The following is a 19,059-nucleotide window of genomic DNA, read 5'->3' as shown; positions in this document are numbered from 1 at the left end:
TCCTTTCGGTCATCATGATTACGCGGCCATGCCGCGCCGCTCCGGCGGGAAATTTCCCGCCGGAGCGGCCGTTCTTATTTCAGGCTTTCAGCGTATATTTCAACGGTATGTTTGACGCGCACACGGTCCTTGTTGTGCGAGAGCACGTCTTCAAGCTGCATCATGCAGGCAGGGCAGCCTGCGGCAACAATCTCGGCCCCGGAGGACACCACATTGTCGCGCTTGCGCTGGCCGATCTTGCGCGAATAGTCATAGTGGAAGAGGTTGAACGAGCCGCCGCAGCCGCAGCAACGGTCAGCTTCGGCCATTTCCACCACCTTGTAGGCGGGGTTGGCCGCCATGACAGCACGGGGCTGGCCCACAACACCCAGCGATTTTTTGAGATGGCAGGAGTCGTGATAGGTCACGGTCGTGGCGTTGCCCGCCGGAGCTTCGGCAGGTTGCACCTTGAGCACATCCACAAGAAAGGCGTTGATGTCCATAGCCTTGGCAGCAAGCTGCTCGGCCTTGCGCAGTTCCGCGGCGCCAAGGCGCCCGGCGTAGCGGGGCCACAGTTCCTTGACAGTAGAAGTACAGGAACCGCAGGGGCTGAGAATGTAGTCAAAATCCGCACCGTCGAGGGCGCGCAGGTTGACCTTCATCTGTTTGACCATGCCCTCGGCATCGCCGGAGGACAGGGCAGGAATGCCGCAGCAGGTCAGGCCCTTGGGCATAAAGACCGCCACGTTGTGATGGCGCAGCACCTTGAGGCAGGCTTCAGCCATATCAGTATACATCTTGTCGCCCATGCAGCCCGGATAAAAGGCCACCTTGATGCCGCCGGCCGGGCGGCGTTCGTCAAGCGCGCCGTAGCGAGCGTGCAGGGGCTTTTTGGCCAGGGGGCGCATATGGCGGTCGCCCAGCATGAAGTTCAGCATGGGCGCGCACACCGTACCCTGAGCCGAACCCGTGCTGCGGAAGATCAGCCCCTGAACAGGAGCACCCATGCGCATGGCGAGGTTAAACACGCCGGGCTGCGGCAGCACTGCGCGGAAGATCATTTTTTTGACCGGATGCAGACCCAGATAGGCGTTGACGATTTCCCGCGCTTCCATAAACACGTCCATAATCTGGACGCCGGGCGGGCAGGACGCCTGGCAGGAGCCGCACAGAAGGCAGCGGCCCAGCTTGTCGGCCACGGCTTCGGGGTCCTGGATCATTTCATGGGCCAGATTGTCGATAAGCGCCAGCTTGCCGCGCGCCACGTCGGCCTCCATACCGGAAGCGCCGAACATGGGGCACACGGCCTGGCACATGCCGCATTTCATGCAGGCCGTGACTTTGTCGTCCAGCGCCATAAGGCGCTGGGCCAGTTCGTGCAGATTACTCATGTAAGGCTCCTAGATTCCCACCAGCTTGGTGGCGTTGAACAGGCCCTTGGGGTCAAGGGCGCGACGCAGCCGCTGAGAGAACAGAATGGTGCCGCGCGAGGTTTCTTTTTCCATCCACTTGGCCTTGGCCGTGCCGATGCCGTGCTCACCCGAAAGCGTGCCGTGCAGCTTGAGGGCCACATCGAACATTTCGTCAATGGCCTCTTCCACTCGGTGGAACTCGTCCTTGTCGCGCTTGTCGCACAGGAAGGTGGGGTGCAGGTTGCCGTCGCCGGCATGGCCGAACGTGCCCACTTCAACCTTGTACTTGGCGGCGATTTCGTTAACGGCCTTCATCATGGCAGGAATCTGCGAACGCGGCACGGTGGCGTCTTCAAGCACGGTAGTGGGACGGCAGCGGGCCAGCACGGGCAGAGCCATGCGGCGGGCTTCCCACAGTTTGAATTTTTCGTCGGCGTCCTTGGGCACATGCACGGCGGTGGCGCGGTTGGCCTTGAGCACACGCTCCACAGCTTCGGCGTCGTCCGCGACCTGGGCGGGGTGGCCGTCCACCTCGATGAGCAGGATGGCTCCGGCTTCGCGCGGCAGACCGGCCTTGGTGAAGTCGTCCACGCGCACAATGGTATTGTTGTCAAGGAACTCAAGCGTACAGGGCACAACGTGGGCGGCAATAATGCCAGCCACGGCTTCGGCGGCGTCCTGCACATTTTCAAACACGGCCATCAGGGCCTTGGAGGCCTTCGGCGGGGGCACAAGCTTGAGAATGGCCTGGGAAATAATGCCCAGCGTACCTTCAGACTGCACCATCATGCCGGCCAGGTTGTAGCCCGTAACGCACTTGACCGTGCGCGAACCGGACTTGACCATCTCGCCGGTGGCGTCAAAAAATTCGATGCCCATGAGATAGTCTTTGGTGACGCCGTACTTGAGGCCGCGCAGGCCGCCGGCGTTTTCAGCAATATTGCCGCCAATGGTCGATACGGCCTGAGAACCCGGGTCCGGGGGATAGAACAGATTTTTCTTGGCCACTTCGGCGGCGAACTGGGCAGTGATCACGCCCGGCTCCACCACGGCATAAAGGTCGTCGGAGTTGATCTCAAGAATGCGGTTGAGTCCGGTGGTCAGAATAACCACAGAGTCGGAATTGTCGGGGATGGTGCCGCCGGAGAGGTTGGTTCCCGCGCCGCGTACAGTCATGGGCAGACCGTTGTCATACAGCTTTTTGACACATGCTCCCAGCTGCTCGGCAGTGGTCGGACGCAGCACAAGCGCAGGCACCACGGGGGTCAGCACTGCCGAGTCATACGAATAGCTCTGCCGGTCAGCTTCGGAGCTGAACACGTTTTCCTTGCCGATGAGATCTTCAAAATCCCTGATCAACGCCTGGCTTGCCATGTGGCCTCCTTAGAACATCTGTAATGGTGGAGGGCGCAGCCCGCGCGCCCCACGCGCCAGCCCGGACATGCCGGGCACATGTGCGGCCGGTTGACCGGCCGGTCAGCTTTTCTACAAGAATAAAGTCATATATCTGCGTTTGCCAGCCTTGCATAGGGGATAAGCCCAAAAACTTTGGTATCACTATCAGACATCAACTGTATTCTCCCCGGTCTCGCGAAAACAAGTTCGTGAAAAATCAGCAACAACCGGAAATAAAAATATTTTTGCAAGATAATTTTACTGGGCAGAAAAAAGAACGGAAAAAATTTCACCGAATTTCACGGAATGACAACCGGCAGCCGTGGCGCTTCCGGCAGTACAGACGTGCAGTCCCGCCGGCAGGGATCGGGCATGGCGACACAACAGCAAATTCAGATCCACATCTCCGGCACAGGCGGATAGTTGCACCAGTACAGCAGTTGTCAGGCGCGCCGTCCTTAACGGTAAAACACATGGTCTGCGGCGCAGGCGTATGCGGCTGCCAGAGCACAAACGCATCGTATTGTGTACCCGCCACAAAAACAGAGATACCGTCATTTTTGAATGCACATTTTAAGATCGCCTTACTCCAGATAGATAAGACCGGAAGGGGTCGCGTCAATGCGGCCGCCAGACCCAGAAGGGCCGAAAAAACGCGGCCAGGCGCGAAACAATGCAACCTGACCGCGTGCAACTGTACTACAGGCTCTCCATCCGGAGTGGCTCAACCCCTGGCCTTCATACGAGCCAGACGGGCGTTAAGAAGACTGTTTTCTTTCCAAAGGCGCCGGTTTTCTTCACTCAGCTCCCTGCGTTCGTCTTCCAGGCGCTCAAGCCGCTCCTCAAGTCTGCGGCAACGCGCGCATTCCTGCTGGATCATTTTTCCGTCCGGAACGAACGCAATTCCGTTCTGTGGCATGGATGAAGGTGCAACAACCCCCATCATACCCGGCAGGGTCAACGTACCGCCTGCCAGTAGCTTTCCCGGCCCGACAGGCCCTTCTTCATCCGATGCAGCCGGGGCGCCTGTACCGAGTAGAAGCCATTCAACAGACACACCGGTTTCCTGGCATATTTTCAGAATAATATCACTGTTTGGCAGATTTTCATCACGCTCATATCCACCGAGTGATCCCTTGCTGACGCCGATTTTTGCTGCAAAAACTTCCTGCGACAATGCTCCTCGCACGAAACGGATGCGAGATCCAAGCGTTTTCATAAGTAATACTATCCCAATGCCCAATCAACTCCGCACCGTCCTGTAAGATCAAAATATTGCTCACAATCTGAACAGATAGATGAAATTTTAATTCATAATCAATATTCAGGTTGAAATGGCTGAGATTTTGATCTAATAATGCAGTTGGGCGGTTAAGGTTCACGTTTTAGCAGACCAACCATATCCGCCTAATCCGGGGAAAGCAATATTTTCAGCGGCACCATTCACGGATTGCTTTCCCCGCTCCATGCAGAGGACAGGCCACTTTTACGGCCCTGATGGTGACTTTTTAAGGAGGAAGCTCATGATTTTGTCCAAAAACGCGATTGGTAACCTGATTAACAGGTATAAGGCGGTATTGGGGAAATGCCGCCAGATCAACACCTTCGGCTCGCTGGCACTGGCAGCGGCCCTGACCCTGGGCAGCACCGGGCTGGCTATGGCGGCAGACTGGGATGGAGGCAACCTGACCGTAGGCTCCGGCGGGGACCAGACAAGCCTTGCAGTGAATTCTGACGCGGTAGCACTTACAGGAACCCTGACCATCACTGACGGCGGCACGGTCACCGTGAACATCCCCGGGAGCATTTCGGCCGGAGATGGCGCTACCCCTTCCAACGGCAAACTGCTGGTAACGGGCGGCACTTTGAACGTCAACGGCTATTCGGATTCCCGCGACCTGCAGATCACGGGCGGAACCGTCAACATCAACGGCACAAACGGTAACGGCTGGCGCGAAAACGGCCTTGGCGGCTATGCTGAAACGACCGATGAAAACGATGCCGCCATTTCTACCGGCCTGCCCACCCTTGTTTCCGGCCCCAATACGGTGGTCAACATCACCTCGGCCAATCTTTTTGGAGGCGCGGCAGCTGACTTTGCGACAGCTCAACTGAAAATTGCCGACGGCGCGACCGTCAACCTTATGGGCCTGTCCCCGGACGAAAACCATACAAAAGATTTTGATGATGCAGGAATGCTTTTTACCGGCAAGGGTGCGGCCTCTCTTGACAAAGACAGCGCCAACCTGCTGATCACCGGCGACAGCACCAGAATCAACGTTGCTCAGGGCAATCACGGTGTATTCAATGCCGGCGTTACCCACATCACAGACGGCGCAACCGTTGATGTGCAAGGCGGTCTTCTGCTGACAGGCTTTCTTAACACGCCCCCATCTGAACCGGGCAAAACTGTCACCGGCGCCATGCCTGGCGCTCTGGATGGATACACTAGGGTTGCTGATGGCGGCAGCGTTATGGTCGGCGACAAGGGGCATCTTTTCCTGAACAAGGGCATGACCCTGGATGTGGCTGCCGATGGCGTGCTGGACAACGGCGGCAAGGTCAACCTTTATGCTGACTCTACACTTGCCTACAGCGCTGGCGGCGACCACAAGCTGACGGGCATTGTAGCCAACGCAGGCACGCTTTCGGTGACTGACGCCCATCTTGACCTGACCGGAGCCGAGCTTGAAAAATTCAGCGGCACTGCCGGAGCCATCGCTGTCGAGCGTGTTCAGGATGCTACTAGCAACCAGATGGCCCGTGCGGACATGACTGACGCCCAGCTTGCCGGCTGGCTTGAAAAAGACGGGTCCGTAACCGTCCAAGGTACCGCTGCGCGGCACGCCCGCCTGCATCTGGGCGAAAATGCCACTGTGGATGCCGCAAGCATTACCGGCGGCTCCGCGGCCGTAACCGGCAAGGTCACTCTTTTGGGCGAAGGCAGCATTCAGGCGCAAAACATAAAGCTGACCGGCGATGCACTCGCCATTGACAGCACCGGGTCCCAGGGCAACCGCATCAAGGCCAACAGCCTTGCCCTTACGCCGGATACTCCGGATGCGGACTTTACGCTTGCGTCCGGCGAGCTTTTTCTCAAGGGCGAGGCAGGCTCCGCGCTCGGCTTCGCGGGCAGCGAAGGCAAGGGCCTGCAAATAGCCGACAAGGGCATACTGAAGCTTGGCGAGGATGCAAATCCCGGCGGCGACATCAATGCCAACGTTACGAGCGAGGGCGTAGTTGACGTTGCCCAGGGCAAGTGGACGCTGGCCGCAGGCAAGACGCTGGATATCCAGGATGGCAGCCTCACCGTTGGCGGCGGACACGATGGGCGCTCTGCCGAACTGAACATCCAGGGCGACCTGAAGAGCAGCGCAGAGGGTGATGTCGGCCACGACAACGGCGTCAACGTCATGAATAACGGCGTATTGTCAGGCGATGCCGAAAAATTTGTCACATACACAGACGACGTTGCTGCCATCGCAGCGGGCCTCGAAAAAATACATGTGGCCAATGGCGGTACGCTGCGGCTTGACGGGCTGGAAAGCGTCAATACCCAGCAGATGCAGAGCACAAAAACCGGCCTGCTGACTGCGGGCAGCAGCGGCCTTATCAGCTATGGCGCCGCCGCCATAGAAATATCAGACGCCGACAAGGGAACCAGCGACGGTAGCATCACAGGTGCCGCGGCAGAAGCCACCAGCGCAGTGCTGGCCGGTATAAATGCGGAATATGCCAGCACAGGCGACGCCATCACCGTGGGCGGCGGCTTCGGCGTTGATGCTCTTGTCGTTACGGGCAACACCGGCGATGTCGCTGCCGCCATCAACGGCAACCTTACCCTGCTTGGCAATGGCGGCCAGTTGATCATCGCTGAAGGCGATGCGGCCACCAATGTCAGCATCGCTGCCGGAAAAAACCTCAACCTTGGCTCCACGGGCGCGCCATCCAACGGCGGCACACTTAACGGCAACGTGGAGCTGGCCGGAGCTGGCTCTGCCCTTAATGTCGCTGCCGCAGACTATACTGTGGGCGACATCACTGCTGGCGCTGCCGATACCGGCAATGTGAACGTCAGTGCTGGCGGGGGCCTTACTGCCGGGGCTATCGGCACTGCCACCGAGGCGGTCAGCAGCGTTAGCGCCGACAAGGGCGCTCTTGCGGCAACGTCCATTGATGCGGGAACCGTAACCGCGGATAACGGCGGCACGATATTGTCCACGGGCAACATCACTGCCGGCGGCGTGAACGTGAATAACGGCAGCACTGTCGCTTCTGCTAAGACCCTTAATACCAGCACGGTACTTGTTACCGATGGCAGCATCGAGGCCAAGACGCTTACGGCCTCCGCAGATGTGACGGTTGCCAACGGCAAACTGCTTGCCACCGGCACCGTTACTGACGCCAGTACGGTGGCAGGCAACCTTACCCTGACCGACAGCGAAGCCGCTCTCGGCGACATGGCTGTAACCGGCACTGCCGCCATTACCGGCAGCAACATTGTGGCCCAGAGCCTTGCAGTGGATGGCGCAGTCAACGTCACCGGCGGCAGCCTTGTGGCTGAAAGCCTTGCTGTGGCCGATGACGCCGCCTTCATTGACGGCGCGCAGGTCAAGGCCGACAAGCTGACCGGAGCATCGGGCAAAACCATTGCTGTCGGCGACGCCGATGATACAAAGGGCGGCACGACCCTCACCGTGGGCAGCCTGAATCTGGCCGGCGGCAATCTCTATGTGGACCCTGCCTGGGGCCTGGCCTCAAGCAACGTGGCTGTAGGCGGCTTTACGGGCGCAACAGCCGCTGATGTCGAAATCAACGGCAACGTGGGCGTGGGCATGAACTCTATGGCTGCCATCGGCACCACCAACATGGGCTGGCTTGCCGGACAGGTACAGGAGGCCACCAACGGCGCGGGCCTGACAGAAAACGGCGTGGACTCCGCCCTGGGCATCTACAGTGCCCAGGTGCTTGACGGCGCTCACGGCATTATTGTGGACGGCACAAAAACAACCGCGGACTTTACCGCCACCCCGCCGGCCGCCAATCATCTTGATTTCTCCGGCAAGTCCCTTCTGGTGGTTACCGCTGCCGCTGCCGTCACCCCTGACGGAGCCATCAGCAGCAACACCGCAGGCGGCACAGCCAATATCGGCGATGGCGCAAAACTGCGTATTACTGATGCCAAAGTGGGTCAGGACTATACTGTGCTCGGCACCAATATAGACACAATCACCCTTGGCACTGACGGAACAGGCTGGACAGGTTCCAACTTCATCACTGACTCGCGCATGATCAACGGTTCGTTTGATGCCGCCACCGGCGTGCTGAGCACGGGGCTCAATTCTGCCGCCAACGTTTACCCCAAGCTTGACGGCGACCTTGTAAAGGTACTGGACAATGCCTACACCGCCGACCATGTCGGTCCCGCACATGTGGACTCCGACGTGAAGGGCGTGCGCTTCCTGTCCCGTGCCACCAGCGACAACTTCATCGGCAATGATGCCAATCTGGCCGCCAAAACCATTGAAAGCGCCGCCCGCATAGCCGTAGCCGGGGCAGTACCGCAAATGACAATGGCCGCCAACAATGCGGCGGGCGCTGCCATTACCCAGCGCACCAGCATTGCCCAGCCTGACGGCAACGGCATGCAGTCCGTTTCGCTCAACAAGGCGGAAGGCGCGGCCAAAAACGGCATGGCCCTGTGGATCATGCCCCTGTACCAGAGCCAGAATGCCTGGAATATGGAAGCCGGAGACAGCTACGACCTCAAGTGGCACGGTGGTCTTGGCGGTGTGGCCCTTGGCAGCGACTATACCTTTGATAACGCCCTGCGCGCGGGCATAGCCTTCAATATCGGCGGGGGTTACGCCGAAGGCGAAGGCGACCTGGCAAAAACCACCAACAGCTTCAGCTTCTGGGGCCTTGGCGCGTACGCCGGATGGGCGAAGGAAAACGTCGGCCTCACTGCCGACGTCAACTACACCAGCACCTATAACAAGGTGAAGCAGGAACTGCCCGGAGCCATGCAGATGCGCGACCTCAAGAGCGACATCACGGCATACGCCCTGAGCACCGGCCTGCGTGCCGAATACAAGCTCAATACCCAGTATGTGGACATCATCCCCCACCTGGGCGTGCGCTACATGTACGTGAGCACCGACTCCTACGACGTGAAGAGCAACGGCACCGTCATGCGCGGAGATGAAATGAACCAGAATATCTGGACATTCCCCATCGGCGTGACCTTCAGCAAGCAGGTTGAAACCGGCAACGGCTGGTACGTGAAGCCCAACCTTGACCTCGGCATCATTCCCGCCACCGGCGATATTGAAGCCAGGAGCAAGATCCGCTTTACCGGAACCGGCACCAAGGCCGAGCTGGACACCCATACAATGGATTACATGAGCTATACAGGCGGCCTTGGTCTTGACTTCGGCAATGACAACCTGAGCCTTGGCGTGAACTACAACATACAGGCCTCTGAGCACAGCACCTCGCACGGCGTGTTCGGCACTGTCCGTTACGAGTTCTAGGGACACGCTGATTTATTCCGTTTGGCGGCGTTGCTTTACTTTTTTGAAACAGCCAAGGACGGAAGAGTCCACTCCTGCTTCAAAAAAGATCGCGCCTTGCCAAACGAAACAACTGCGCGTTTCCAGGAGGCCCTTTAACCAGTAACGCAAATCAGACCATAAACATCCGATGCGGGGCGGCTTACGCCGCCCCGCTACATTTGCAATCACCACAAGCGCCCATACGGCTTGTGCGGCCGTCCACGCCCTGCCCTTCCTTGGGCGCGGACGGCTTTTCTTGCCAAGGTACTTTTATGACAAAGCAAATACGTTTTGCAGCCCTGGGGCTGCTCTGCATCCTCCTCACAGGATGCCTTAACTTCAGTGATCCGCCCAAGGTCGGGATAGTGGATGTGGACCGCGTATTGCGCGAATCCCGCGCGGCCCATGCCGCCACCAGACATCTTGAGGCCGTCCGCCAGCGCCTGGATGCAGGCTGGAGCGAACTGCAAAAAACTTACGCCGCCGCATCGCCGAAAGAGCGTGAACAGGCGCTGGTTCAGGGTCTGCGCGCCCTGCGCCGCCAGATGGCGCTGGAAGAAGCAGCGGCCAGACAGGTCGTTGTCAACCACATGCTGGCAGAAACGGCCCGCTGGCGCGAAAGCTACAAGGCACAGATGGTGCTGGCCCGCAACGGCCTGCTGGACGCTGCACCCGGCATGGATATTACCGGAACCATCATGGAGGGCATGAATCTGCATGAGCCAGCATTTGCAGCGCTGCCCACGGTGCACATCGAAGGCGGCGACAGTGCCACAGGAAAAAAGCCGGCCGCCCCTGCTCCGTCCGGCAAACAGCGCCCACCCGCGGAAGCCACGCCAGGCTCCAAGAAAAAATAATTGCGATATAGATCCGTTGATGTTTGAAATATTCTGACTGTCTTTTTTGAAACGCCTGCCCGACGGGCGGCAGAGGGAGGCTGTCAAGGGCTGCACGGCTTGTGCGGCGGGAGCTTCCTCGCTTCGCCCGGCGGTCTCCCTGCACACTGCGATAGCAGCCAGCCGCAGCGCTGCCCTGCCTGGCTGCTACCGCGGCTGGAGGTCATCAGTGCACGCGCAATACGCTGACTGAAACGCGCCGGCCCAACAAAACAAGAAGTCAAAAAGCGCGGCCCCTTTTTCAGCAACTGAAAAAGGGGCCGCGCAAAAGCCGATGCAGGCTCTCGCCGTTCAGGCACAAAAAAGTTGCTATTCCGCGGGAGCGGCTTCGCTTTTTTCTGCCTGCCCGCTCTCGCCAACGGGTTTCAGGCTGTGCATGTATATCTGCTGCGGGCCGTCAGAGCATTGGGGAACCTGAAGGCCAACGCGCTCGCGCGAATTGATGACAATCGGCCCGGCCAGATTGAGCGCTGCTTCGCCGGGCTGCCCGGCGGGAATGGTGACCGTTACCAGAACCGCGGCTTCGTCCAGGTCGGAGATGCGCAGAAGCTGCTTTTCGGCTTCGCCCATGGCAGGCGCATACGCACTTTTTTCCATAAAACTGTACGGATCAGCCACCAGCAGCCCCACCACGGGATTGCTCATGCTTTGCAGGATAAGCAGGGGAGCTTCGGGCCGTATCTGCAGCAGAATGAAATCCCGTTCATTTTCAAAACCGGCCAGCCCGCGCGGAAAGTGTACAACCTTGTCGGCATCGACACTCCGGCGGCCAAGGCGGGTATCGATTTCTATTTCTTTGTTTCGTGCCATAATTCAGCAGCCACCATAAGGTCGTTGTTACTGGTTTCAAGGGCGCGGCGGTTTTCCTCCACAACCCGTTTATACACTTCCTCGCGGTAAACGGTTGTGTCGCCCGGCACTTCAAGGCCAAGCTTGACCTGTTTGCCCTGCATACCCAGAACGGTTATGCGTATGTTTTCGCCGAGATACAGGCTTTCACCCGGGCGGCGCGTCAGTATAAGCATAGATGCTACCTGTTATATGTACTTGGCAAGACTCATCTGCATGATCATAGAAGAAGACTGAAGCACCGTCTGGTACGTCAACTGCTGCCGCGTAAGCTTTGCCAGCAGCTCTGTCAGGTCGATGTCCTCGGTATAGCTCAATCGTTCTTCCTGGTCCAGCTTTTGAAAGCTGAGCACGTCCTGAGCCATGCTGACGCGGTTTTCCAGCCCGCCGATGCGGGCTTCGTACGCAAGGATGTGGGCATGCGCCTGCTCTATGGCGGCCAGGCTTTTCTGGCAGCCTTCCTGATTATTGTTTTCACAGTAGGCAATGAATTCGCCCACCACGTCAAAAAGGTTCTGGCCGCCCTCAAGCGACGGCTGCCCCTGATAGTACCCCCCGAAAATATCCTTGCCCACGTTGTTCACAGAGATGTAGGTTCCCTGCATTATTTCCAGGTTCAGGTTGGCGCGCGAGGGATGGATGAGCACCTGCGTGCCTGCGTCAATGACGCTTGTGGGCGGATTAGTGGCTGTGGCGTCCATATCCATGTAGCCGCCCGGCACCGGCAGGCGCACAGTGCCGCCCCCCGTGGTCTGGCCCGAAGCCGTGACCCAGGTGCCGCCGTTATCCAGGCTGTAAGAATAGTTGAACGCCGTGCCGGTGGAGTTCAGGTCCACGGTATTGTCCATACGCACCAGCACGTTATTGCCGAAGGCTCCGTTGGCCGACGTTTTCAGCCCGGCGGGACCGCCCATGACGGTCATTTCCGGCGGCGGATCGTTGTCATCCCCTTGGTAGACGGCCGTAGGCCGTATATAGACGAGCGTACCGTTTTTGGCCCCGGGGCCGAGGCTTGTATCCGCCGCGCTGACGGCCATATCCTGATCCATAGTGATGGTCACGCCATCGGCCACCAGGGTGCGGCTGCCGGCGGGTACGGTACTTGTGGTCCAGGTGTCGCCGCCGTCCTTGGACCAGCGGTAGGTCAGCGTGTCCGTTCCCAGGGTGCCGTCATCCGTGAACTGGATCATCATGGAGGTATTGCTTGCTCCATCAATGGAATAATGCCCCTGGCTGATCTCGTTGTTCCACGTGTCATCCCAACAGGTCAGGGCCAGGCTCTGCTCATAGGCGTTCAGGTCATACCGCTGCCCGGCAAAGATGCTCTTGCCGTTGAACTGCGTATTGGACAGGTTGAGAATCTGGCCGAAAATTTCACGCGCTTCCTGGGCAATGAGCTTGCGCTGATCAGCCGTGGTGCCGGTGGCAGCCTGTTCCATGCGGCTCTTGAGGCTGATGATGGCATTGCTCAACTGGGTTCCCAGTACGTTATCCGTCAGTTCAAGCCAGCCCTTGGCCGTATCGCAATTGGACTGATACTGCTTGGTGGCGCTGATATCATCCCTGGTCATGAGCACACGGTACATGCCCGCAGGGTCATCGGACGGGCGGTTGATCTTTTTTTGCGTCGAGCCTTGTTCGTTACTTTCCATATATGCAGAAAGGCTCTTCTGCATCTGCCCCACCATGGTATTGTACATGGAGCTTTGTGTTACACGAATGGACATGGCAACTCCTTGAGCATATTCTCGCCGGAAAAACACGTGTCCGATTATTTAAAGCGCCCCTGTACAGCCACGGACAGGCCTGACGGCATTGCGCCTGGGAATGGTTACGCTTGAAGCTATCGTTTAACGGCCGCCCACATGCGCACGACTGAGGGTTCCGCAGATCCCTACTGCTTGAGACCCAGCAGGGTCTGCAGCATCTGGTCAGCGGTGGTGATAAGCTTGGCCGCCGCCGTATAGGAATGCTGAAATTTTATGAGGTTGGACATTTCCTCATCCAGGTTCACCCCTGTCACCGAGGTCACGCGGTCTTCAAGGTCGGTGGCAAGGGCCTTGTGGTATTCGGCATTGGTTTTGGCAAGCCTTTTGTCAGCGCCCACGGTGGTCACCAGAGTCGCGTAGTATTCGCCGATGCTCTGGTTGCTCACGGTCTTCCAGGTGGTGGAAACCGTCACTTTTTTGCTGGCAAGCTCACCTATGGCCGTGGCTGTGACGTTATCGCCCTTGTTGGCCTGGTTCTGCCCGTTCACGGCCCCGGCGGCGATCAGGTTGACATTGCTGTGCAGCTGGCTGCTCACCGCCATGTTGGTGGCGCTGTCGCCCGTAAAAAACGTATTGATGCCAAGCGCAGCCATAAGCCCCGTGCTGTCCACCCCCATAGCAAAGCTGACGTTGCAGGCCGGGTTGGCCTCTATGAGCAGCTTGCCATCCTGAATGGTCGCCTTGAGCATGTTGAGTCCGGGCGCGCTGGCATCGGGAAAGCTGCTGTTGATGACGTTGCACACGTCCTGCAGGGTGTGATGGGCCGGATCGAAATTCACGGTTCCGGGAGGCGTGATGGAACTGAAGTCCAACGTATTGCTTCCGGTATCAGTGTTGCGGAACTCCCCGGTAGTCTTGTCGTAAAAAAAGATGTTTACGTTGCCGCTTTGCAGCCTGTCCGCATAGGGCATGATGGCCTGGGGCGAACCAAGGGGCTGCTGCGTGCTCTGCACCTTTTGCGAACCCTGGGCATAGTTCAGCATTTCCGTGCCGGTCCCCTGGCTGTGCAGGCGGTTGACCTCCCAGATAAGGGACGAGGCCACGGCATTAAGCTCATCAAGGTAACGGCCGCAGTTGTCATCACGCACGGTAAAGTACGAAGTCAGCTTGCCGCCGGTAACGCGGTTCTTGTTTTCCGAACCGTCAAAAAATGTCTGGGGCGTGACATTCTGCGGCCCGCGCGTCGGCTCTATCCAGTACAGGCCACTCATGGGCACGATGTCGAACTGGTCGCCCACGGTAAAATTGTCTGTGGCGGTGAAGGAAATCTTGAGATTCTTTACCTGTACGGGATCCACCTTGCCGTCACCATCAGTATCGGTGATCTCAAAGCGCATTTCCTTGCCGTTTTCATCACGCAGCCAGGTTTTGCCGCCGTCGAGCGACACACGAAAGCTGGGCGGCGGCACATCACCCGCCTTGCCGCCGGTGACGATATCCACAGTATATTCGTGGTTATCCGTACCTTGAAACTCGATGGAGCCTTTATAGGCCGATCCGACGCTCAGATGACTTTCTGAGCGCGGTCCCATCACCTCAAGCACATTGACGTTCTGCCCCTGCACCAGCGGCTGCCCGGTGGTGAGCTGCACGGTGAAGTTGCCCTTGCCGTTGTCGATGGTCTCCACATCCACAAGGCTCGCCAGTTCGCGCACCATCTGGTCGCGCTGGTCAAGCAGCGCGTTGGGATTGCTCACGCCGTCAACAGTATTGGTGGTGATCTGCCTGTTAAGGTCGGCAATGCCCCGGGACAGGGCATTGATGCGGTCCACAGACTGCTTGATGGATACATCCATCTCGTTCTGTATGGCCTTGAGCCCGGCGGCAGTGCTGCTGAACATGTCGCTCAGGTTGTCGGCCTGAGAAAGCAGGCTTTCGCGGTAGGCGTTATCGTCCGGCAACTGGGTGAGATCTTGCCACCCCTTGAAAAATTTATCCAACGACGAGCTTATGCCCGCCCGGTTGGATTCGTTGAACAGGTTTTCCACTGAAGAGAGGATCATGTCCTGCTCTTTCCAGCGGGAAGAATTGGTGGACTGCCGCACGTAGGAGCGCTCAAGAAAGGCGTCAAAAAAGCGCATGATCTGCTGGGCATTGACGCCAAGACTTTCGCCGCCCGGCTTGGCGGTGATGGTTCCGGCGTCACGCTGGTCCACATACCGGCGGGAATAGCCCTCGGTATCGGCATTGGCAATATTGCTGCCGGTAACCGATATCCACGCCTGTGAGGCCCCAAGAGCCGTCTTGCCGATATTGAGCAGACCGTTAAGCATGACCTAGAGCCTCCCTGAGATAAGCGCCGCCTCGGGATGATGCTGCACACGCATGCCGCCGCGGCGGCCGTAGGTTTCCGCCTTGGGGGGCATGGCCTGACTTGTGAGCGCCTGGAGCGTGCGGCTGCTCTGATCAAGCAGCGCCAGTGAAAGCTGGCTGTTACGCGTGGCCTGGCGCGCCACGCCCTGTTCGGCCTTGTCTATGGCGCGCAGAAGCTCCAGCAGCGCACCGCCCTCTTCTGCAGACAACGAACCGGCGTATTCCGCCACGCGCACTCCTGCCAGCGTCGTGATGACCGTGGCTTTTTCCGCCGCAAGCTGGCGTATAAGCTCCTGAATGGAAAACTCCAGCGCCACCACCGCATCAGTGTTGCGGTCGAGCAGTGCGGTATATTCCTCTTCCATAAGCGCGCACAGCAGGGACAGGGCCTTGCTCTGACGTATCAGGGATGTGTGGATTATCGTATACATGGTCAACCTCACTGGGCGGCCGGACTTCGACGCTGCGGGCAGAATCTGCCGCCTCGTCAAGGATCAAGCAATTTCCGTGCCTCGCCGACTGCCGGTCTGAACCGCTGTGAAAGGCAGAGCGGTTGTGGCGGCGCGGAGCTACAATACAGGGCTGCCCGCCGCAGAATCTGCCGCATGGCCTGCCGTATTCGCGGCTGCCACGCCACAGGCTACGGCCAGGGGCGTGGGCACAGCAGGCATCAGCGCCGTAAATCCGTAGCCGTCAGCGGCGGGATGCCGTAACTCTCCATTCCCTGTCGGGCCTGCTGCGCGGAAGGGGCAGAGACCGCCATGCCCGGTTGTGCCGCAAGCGCCTGGCCTGTCATGGCGCCTGCCTGACCACCCGCCGACGCACCTGTCGCGCCCACGGGCGCGCCTTGCCCCTGTGCAGCCGGAGCAGGAACCGTCAACGGCTGCTGCGCGGCCTGCTGTAAGCCCGGCTGTGAAGCCTGTTGCGCATGATAGGCGGCCAGCCCGGCTCCCGCCCGGCTGTTGGGGCCAACGGCATCCGCGCTGAGACTGCGCAGAATGGCGCTGCCGGATGTCTTACGCTTGCTGGGCGGAACGTTGGTGGTATAGCGCACCTTTTGTATGTGCGGCTCCGCCTGCGCGGCGGCTTCCTGCGCTTCATGGCTGGAATCGTGCACGGAAACGCCGGGAACCGACGGTCCGGGCGTCACTATACCGCCTGCCGGGGCAGCCTGGGGAGGCCGAGGAACAGGAGAGCCGGTTTGTGGAATGGTCTGCGGCATGGGCTGCCCGACGGCATGGCCGGAAATTTGCCCTGGCGTCTGGCCTGCGGCATGGGCTGCGGTATTACCTGGCTGGGCATACATGGCCGCCTGCATGGCTGCGGGCGCCCCCATGTTCTGTGCCATAAGCATCTGCATATCTCCGGCGGCCGCCTGCTGCGCTGTCATGGCTTGCCCGGCCTGCGTGGTTTGCCCGGTGAGCGGCGGAATGCCTCCCATATGTCCGGCAGGCCCGCCGGAAGGAACAGCGTGGGGCACCTGCTGCGGCTGCGCAAGATGTGTACGGGGCAGCACCCCGCGCGAACCAAGCTTGCTGCCCGCCTCAAAGCGGGCGGCGCGGGCCAGATGCAGGCCTGTATTCATATTGGGCGGTGTGTGCTGCGTTTTGTCCTGCGCGGCATCCTGCCGGGCGCGCAGGGCGGCAAGCACCTGCTCCACCTCGGGCGGACCTGCCGCCTGGGCAGCCTGCGAAGCGGGCAAACCGGCAGCTCCGGCGCTTTCGGCCGAAGCCGTGCCACCGGGTAATACCTGGATATGTCCGGACTCGCCCACGTCCTGTACAGGAGCTATTCCGTCATATACTGAAGGAATGGGCGCGCCGCCACGCATGGCGCTGTGCCCCGCTCCGCCGCCGGACGCTGACCTGCCGCCCGGGGCATCTGCCCCGGCGCTTTCGTCATTGCTTCCCGCGGGCAGTATGGATGCTGCCTGGGGCGTAAAGCCCGAGGGTGCGCCGCCCACAGAAGACGCCGTGCTGCGGCTGGCCGAAACAAGATTGCGAGAAAGCTGGGCGTACATCATGTCCGCAAGGCCGATGCCGCCCGCAGCCGTCATGGATTTTGCCAGCTCCTGATCATACATGCTCTGCCAGAACTGCTCTTCGCGACCTTGCAGCATATTGGTCTTGGGCAGGGTATTGCGCATCTCCTGCCACATTTTCTGGATAAAGATGGACTCAAAGCCCTCGCAGGCCTCGCGCAGTTTTTTTTCTTTTTCCGCTTCCGTCATTTTTTTGCCGTTGAGATTGCCAATGCCCGCCAGGCGGGACTGGAACTCACGGCGCGATACTTCCGCCGCTCCGGCTTCATGCGGCACAAGGCCGGTGGTCAGGGGAGAGGTCATTTATATCACCTCCAGTTCCGCCAGCAGCGCACCGGAAACCTGCATGGTGCGCAGAATGGATATGAGGTCGCGCGGGGTGGCCCCGATGGAGTTGAGACCGTCCACCAGTTCCTGCAGGGTGGCCCCTTCGATGATGACAAGATGGCGGTTTTCTTCGCGCACATTGGTTTCCGTGGTGGGCGTCACCACGGTCTGCCCCTGCGAGAAGGGACCAGGCTGCGATACCTGCTCGCCCTCCTGCACGGTGATCTGCAAATTACCGTGCGCCACGGCGGTGCGGGTAATGCGCACATCACGCCCAAGCACCACAGTGCCGGTTTTTTCGTCCACTACCACCTTGGCCGCGGTGTCGGGGCTTACGTCCAGATTTTCGATGGAGGCCATGAGAGGCACCATGTTGTTGCGGTACTGCGCCGGGATGTCCATAGTGATGGACATGTCGTCTATGGCGCGGGCAAAGGGACCGCCCATGGCGCCGTTGACGCGCTCGGCGATCTGCTGGGCCGTGCTGAAGTCGGCCGTGCGCAGATGCAGGGTGAGTTTGTCCTGCTGGTTGAACTCAAACGGAATGCCCCGCTCCACAATGCCCCCGCCGGGAATAATGCCCACGGTGGAAATGTTCTTGCTGACGCTGGCCGCCCTGCCCTGACTGGAAAACCCGCCCACGGTCAGCGACCCCTGGGCGAGGGTGTATATCTTGCCGTCCACGCCCTTGAGGGCCGTTTGCAGCAGCACGCCGCCCAAAAGCGATGTGGCGTCGCCCACAGAAGACACGGTGACGTCAAGGCGCGTACCCGGCTTGGCGGATACAGGCATGCGGGCCGTCACCATCACAGAGGCCACGTTTTTGGTCTTGAGCGCCGAAGAATCCACGCCGATACCCATGCGGTCCATCATGTTTTTCATGGAACTCAGGGTAAAAACAGCATCCTTCTTGTCTCCCGTGCCTGCCAGCCCCACCACAAGGCCGTAACCGATAAGCTGGTTGTCACGCACACCAGAAAAAGAGGCTATATCCTTGATACGCACGGCCTGCGCGGGCAAGACCATGCTCAGCAGCAGGGCCGCCGTAAATATCCATAAAACGGGATGGCGCAAAATCGTCAATTTCATGGCGCTGTCTCCTTGCCGGAATACCGGCACAGCCGTCATTGCAGAAAGCGTGCCGAAAATGACAAACGGGGCGCCGTGAGGAGTTGGGAAAAGACAGGGCAAAAGAAAGTGCGACATCCCGCCCAAAGCACGTATGATAATGTGGAAAAGGCCGCCCCTGACGGGGCGGCCCTCATATATTCCGGGCAGAAAGCCCGTTGGCGTAACGCATCTTCAGAAAAGTCAAGCCAGGCGGTATTGGCCCAGGCTTGCCCTTGCAGCCGCACAGCCTGTAAAAATCCCGGCACGGCGTCAGTCTGGCCGGATGAGCTGCAAGGCTTGGCGCCATCACCTGTAACGCTTCTGAAAGCCGGAGCGGGGCAAGAAATGCTGCAACCGTCAGGGCAATCCTGAAACAGCATTGCCCTGAAACAGGACAGCTTTGAAATATTCATA

The 19,059-nt window shown here is 59.3% G+C and carries 12 protein-coding genes and 1 pseudogene; 2 read left to right on the top strand and 11 right to left on the bottom strand.

Going from position 1 to position 19,059, the window contains the following annotated elements; genetic code table 11:
• Positions 1 to 74: 74 nt before the first annotated feature.
• The 4 genes and pseudogenes from ACZ495_RS13810 to ACZ495_RS13795 form a co-directional block, all read right to left on the bottom strand.
• Positions 75 to 1,370: a (Fe-S)-binding protein gene (locus ACZ495_RS13810; protein WP_012625613.1), complete on the bottom strand. Its 1,296-nt coding sequence runs from the start codon at positions 1,368 to 1,370 to the stop codon at positions 75 to 77.
• Between the two features lie 9 nt (positions 1,371 to 1,379).
• Positions 1,380 to 2,765 (bottom strand): FAD-binding oxidoreductase, encoded by a 1,386-nt coding sequence (locus ACZ495_RS13805; protein WP_012625614.1) that lies wholly within the window; start codon positions 2,763 to 2,765, stop codon positions 1,380 to 1,382.
• Between the two features lie 745 nt (positions 2,766 to 3,510).
• Positions 3,511 to 3,843: a hypothetical protein gene (locus tag ACZ495_RS13800; protein WP_371261782.1), complete on the bottom strand. Its 333-nt coding sequence runs from the start codon at positions 3,841 to 3,843 to the stop codon at positions 3,511 to 3,513.
• Between the two features lie 24 nt (positions 3,844 to 3,867).
• A pseudogene (locus ACZ495_RS13795) lies at positions 3,868 to 4,005 on the bottom strand (helix-turn-helix domain-containing protein); the annotation flags it as partial.
• A 304-nt stretch (positions 4,006 to 4,309) separates the two neighbouring features.
• Here ACZ495_RS13795 and ACZ495_RS13790 point away from each other — a divergent pair.
• A complete protein-coding gene (locus ACZ495_RS13790; RefSeq protein WP_464262426.1) occupies positions 4,310 to 9,319 on the top strand; it encodes an autotransporter domain-containing protein in 5,010 nt (1,669 codons plus the stop codon).
• 293 nt (positions 9,320 to 9,612) lie between these two features.
• Positions 9,613 to 10,197, top strand: a complete 585-nt coding sequence (locus ACZ495_RS13785; protein WP_464262425.1) for an OmpH family outer membrane protein — start codon at positions 9,613 to 9,615, stop codon at positions 10,195 to 10,197.
• 348 nt (positions 10,198 to 10,545) lie between these two features.
• On the opposite strand, the gene fliW is transcribed toward ACZ495_RS13785, so the two are convergent.
• The 7 genes from fliW to ACZ495_RS13750 form a co-directional block, all read right to left on the bottom strand.
• Positions 10,546 to 11,046: a flagellar assembly protein FliW gene (fliW, locus tag ACZ495_RS13780; protein WP_012625618.1), complete on the bottom strand. Its 501-nt coding sequence runs from the start codon at positions 11,044 to 11,046 to the stop codon at positions 10,546 to 10,548.
• Positions 11,025 to 11,261: a carbon storage regulator CsrA gene (csrA, locus tag ACZ495_RS13775; protein WP_012625619.1), complete on the bottom strand. Its 237-nt coding sequence runs from the start codon at positions 11,259 to 11,261 to the stop codon at positions 11,025 to 11,027. Before csrA ends, fliW begins: the two co-directional genes overlap by 22 nt.
• Positions 11,262 to 11,273: 12 nt before the next feature.
• Positions 11,274 to 12,812 (bottom strand): flagellin N-terminal helical domain-containing protein, encoded by a 1,539-nt coding sequence (locus ACZ495_RS13770; protein ID WP_012625620.1) that lies wholly within the window; start codon positions 12,810 to 12,812, stop codon positions 11,274 to 11,276.
• A gap of 167 nt (positions 12,813 to 12,979) precedes the next feature.
• Complete coding sequence (flgK, locus tag ACZ495_RS13765) at positions 12,980 to 15,127, bottom strand: flagellar hook-associated protein FlgK (protein WP_012625621.1); 2,148 nt, start codon at positions 15,125 to 15,127, stop codon at positions 12,980 to 12,982.
• Positions 15,128 to 15,130: 3 nt separating this feature from the next.
• Positions 15,131 to 15,598, bottom strand: coding sequence for a flagellar protein FlgN (locus ACZ495_RS13760; RefSeq protein ID WP_407843991.1), 468 nt, complete (start codon positions 15,596 to 15,598; stop codon positions 15,131 to 15,133).
• Positions 15,599 to 15,837: 239 nt separating this feature from the next.
• On the bottom strand, positions 15,838 to 17,511 hold the full coding sequence (locus ACZ495_RS13755; RefSeq protein WP_464262424.1) for a rod-binding protein: 1,674 nt from the start codon (positions 17,509 to 17,511) through the stop codon (positions 15,838 to 15,840).
• Positions 17,512 to 18,624, bottom strand: a complete 1,113-nt coding sequence (locus ACZ495_RS13750) for a flagellar basal body P-ring protein FlgI (RefSeq protein ID WP_012625624.1) — start codon at positions 18,622 to 18,624, stop codon at positions 17,512 to 17,514.
• Positions 18,625 to 19,059 lie beyond the last annotated feature (435 nt).

This window comes from Desulfovibrio sp. GTC20076, from assembly GCF_055385905.1.
The sequence above is the reverse complement of the archived record's forward strand: the minus strand, read 5'-3'. Positions and strand labels throughout refer to the sequence as shown.

What these genes read in the sequence shown, in the direction of transcription:
- ACZ495_RS13810 (WP_012625613.1), bottom strand. Translation starts at nt 1,370, where the DNA reads ATGAGTAATCTGCACGAACTGGCCCAGCGCCTTATGGCGCTGGACGAC.
- ACZ495_RS13805 (WP_012625614.1), bottom strand. Translation starts at nt 2,765, where the DNA reads ATGGCAAGCCAGGCGTTGATCAGGGATTTTGAAGATCTCATCGGCAAG.
- ACZ495_RS13790 (WP_464262426.1), top strand. Translation starts at nt 4,310, where the DNA reads ATGATTTTGTCCAAAAACGCGATTGGTAACCTGATTAACAGGTATAAG.
- ACZ495_RS13785 (WP_464262425.1), top strand. Translation starts at nt 9,613, where the DNA reads ATGACAAAGCAAATACGTTTTGCAGCCCTGGGGCTGCTCTGCATCCTC.
- fliW (WP_012625618.1), bottom strand. Translation starts at nt 11,046, where the DNA reads ATGGCACGAAACAAAGAAATAGAAATCGATACCCGCCTTGGCCGCCGG.
- csrA (WP_012625619.1), bottom strand. Translation starts at nt 11,261, where the DNA reads ATGCTTATACTGACGCGCCGCCCGGGTGAAAGCCTGTATCTCGGCGAA.
- ACZ495_RS13770 (WP_012625620.1), bottom strand. Translation starts at nt 12,812, where the DNA reads ATGTCCATTCGTGTAACACAAAGCTCCATGTACAATACCATGGTGGGG.
- flgK (WP_012625621.1), bottom strand. Translation starts at nt 15,127, where the DNA reads ATGCTTAACGGTCTGCTCAATATCGGCAAGACGGCTCTTGGGGCCTCA.
- ACZ495_RS13760 (WP_407843991.1), bottom strand. Translation starts at nt 15,598, where the DNA reads ATGTATACGATAATCCACACATCCCTGATACGTCAGAGCAAGGCCCTG.
- ACZ495_RS13755 (WP_464262424.1), bottom strand. Translation starts at nt 17,511, where the DNA reads ATGACCTCTCCCCTGACCACCGGCCTTGTGCCGCATGAAGCCGGAGCG.
- ACZ495_RS13750 (WP_012625624.1), bottom strand. Translation starts at nt 18,624, where the DNA reads ATGAAATTGACGATTTTGCGCCATCCCGTTTTATGGATATTTACGGCG.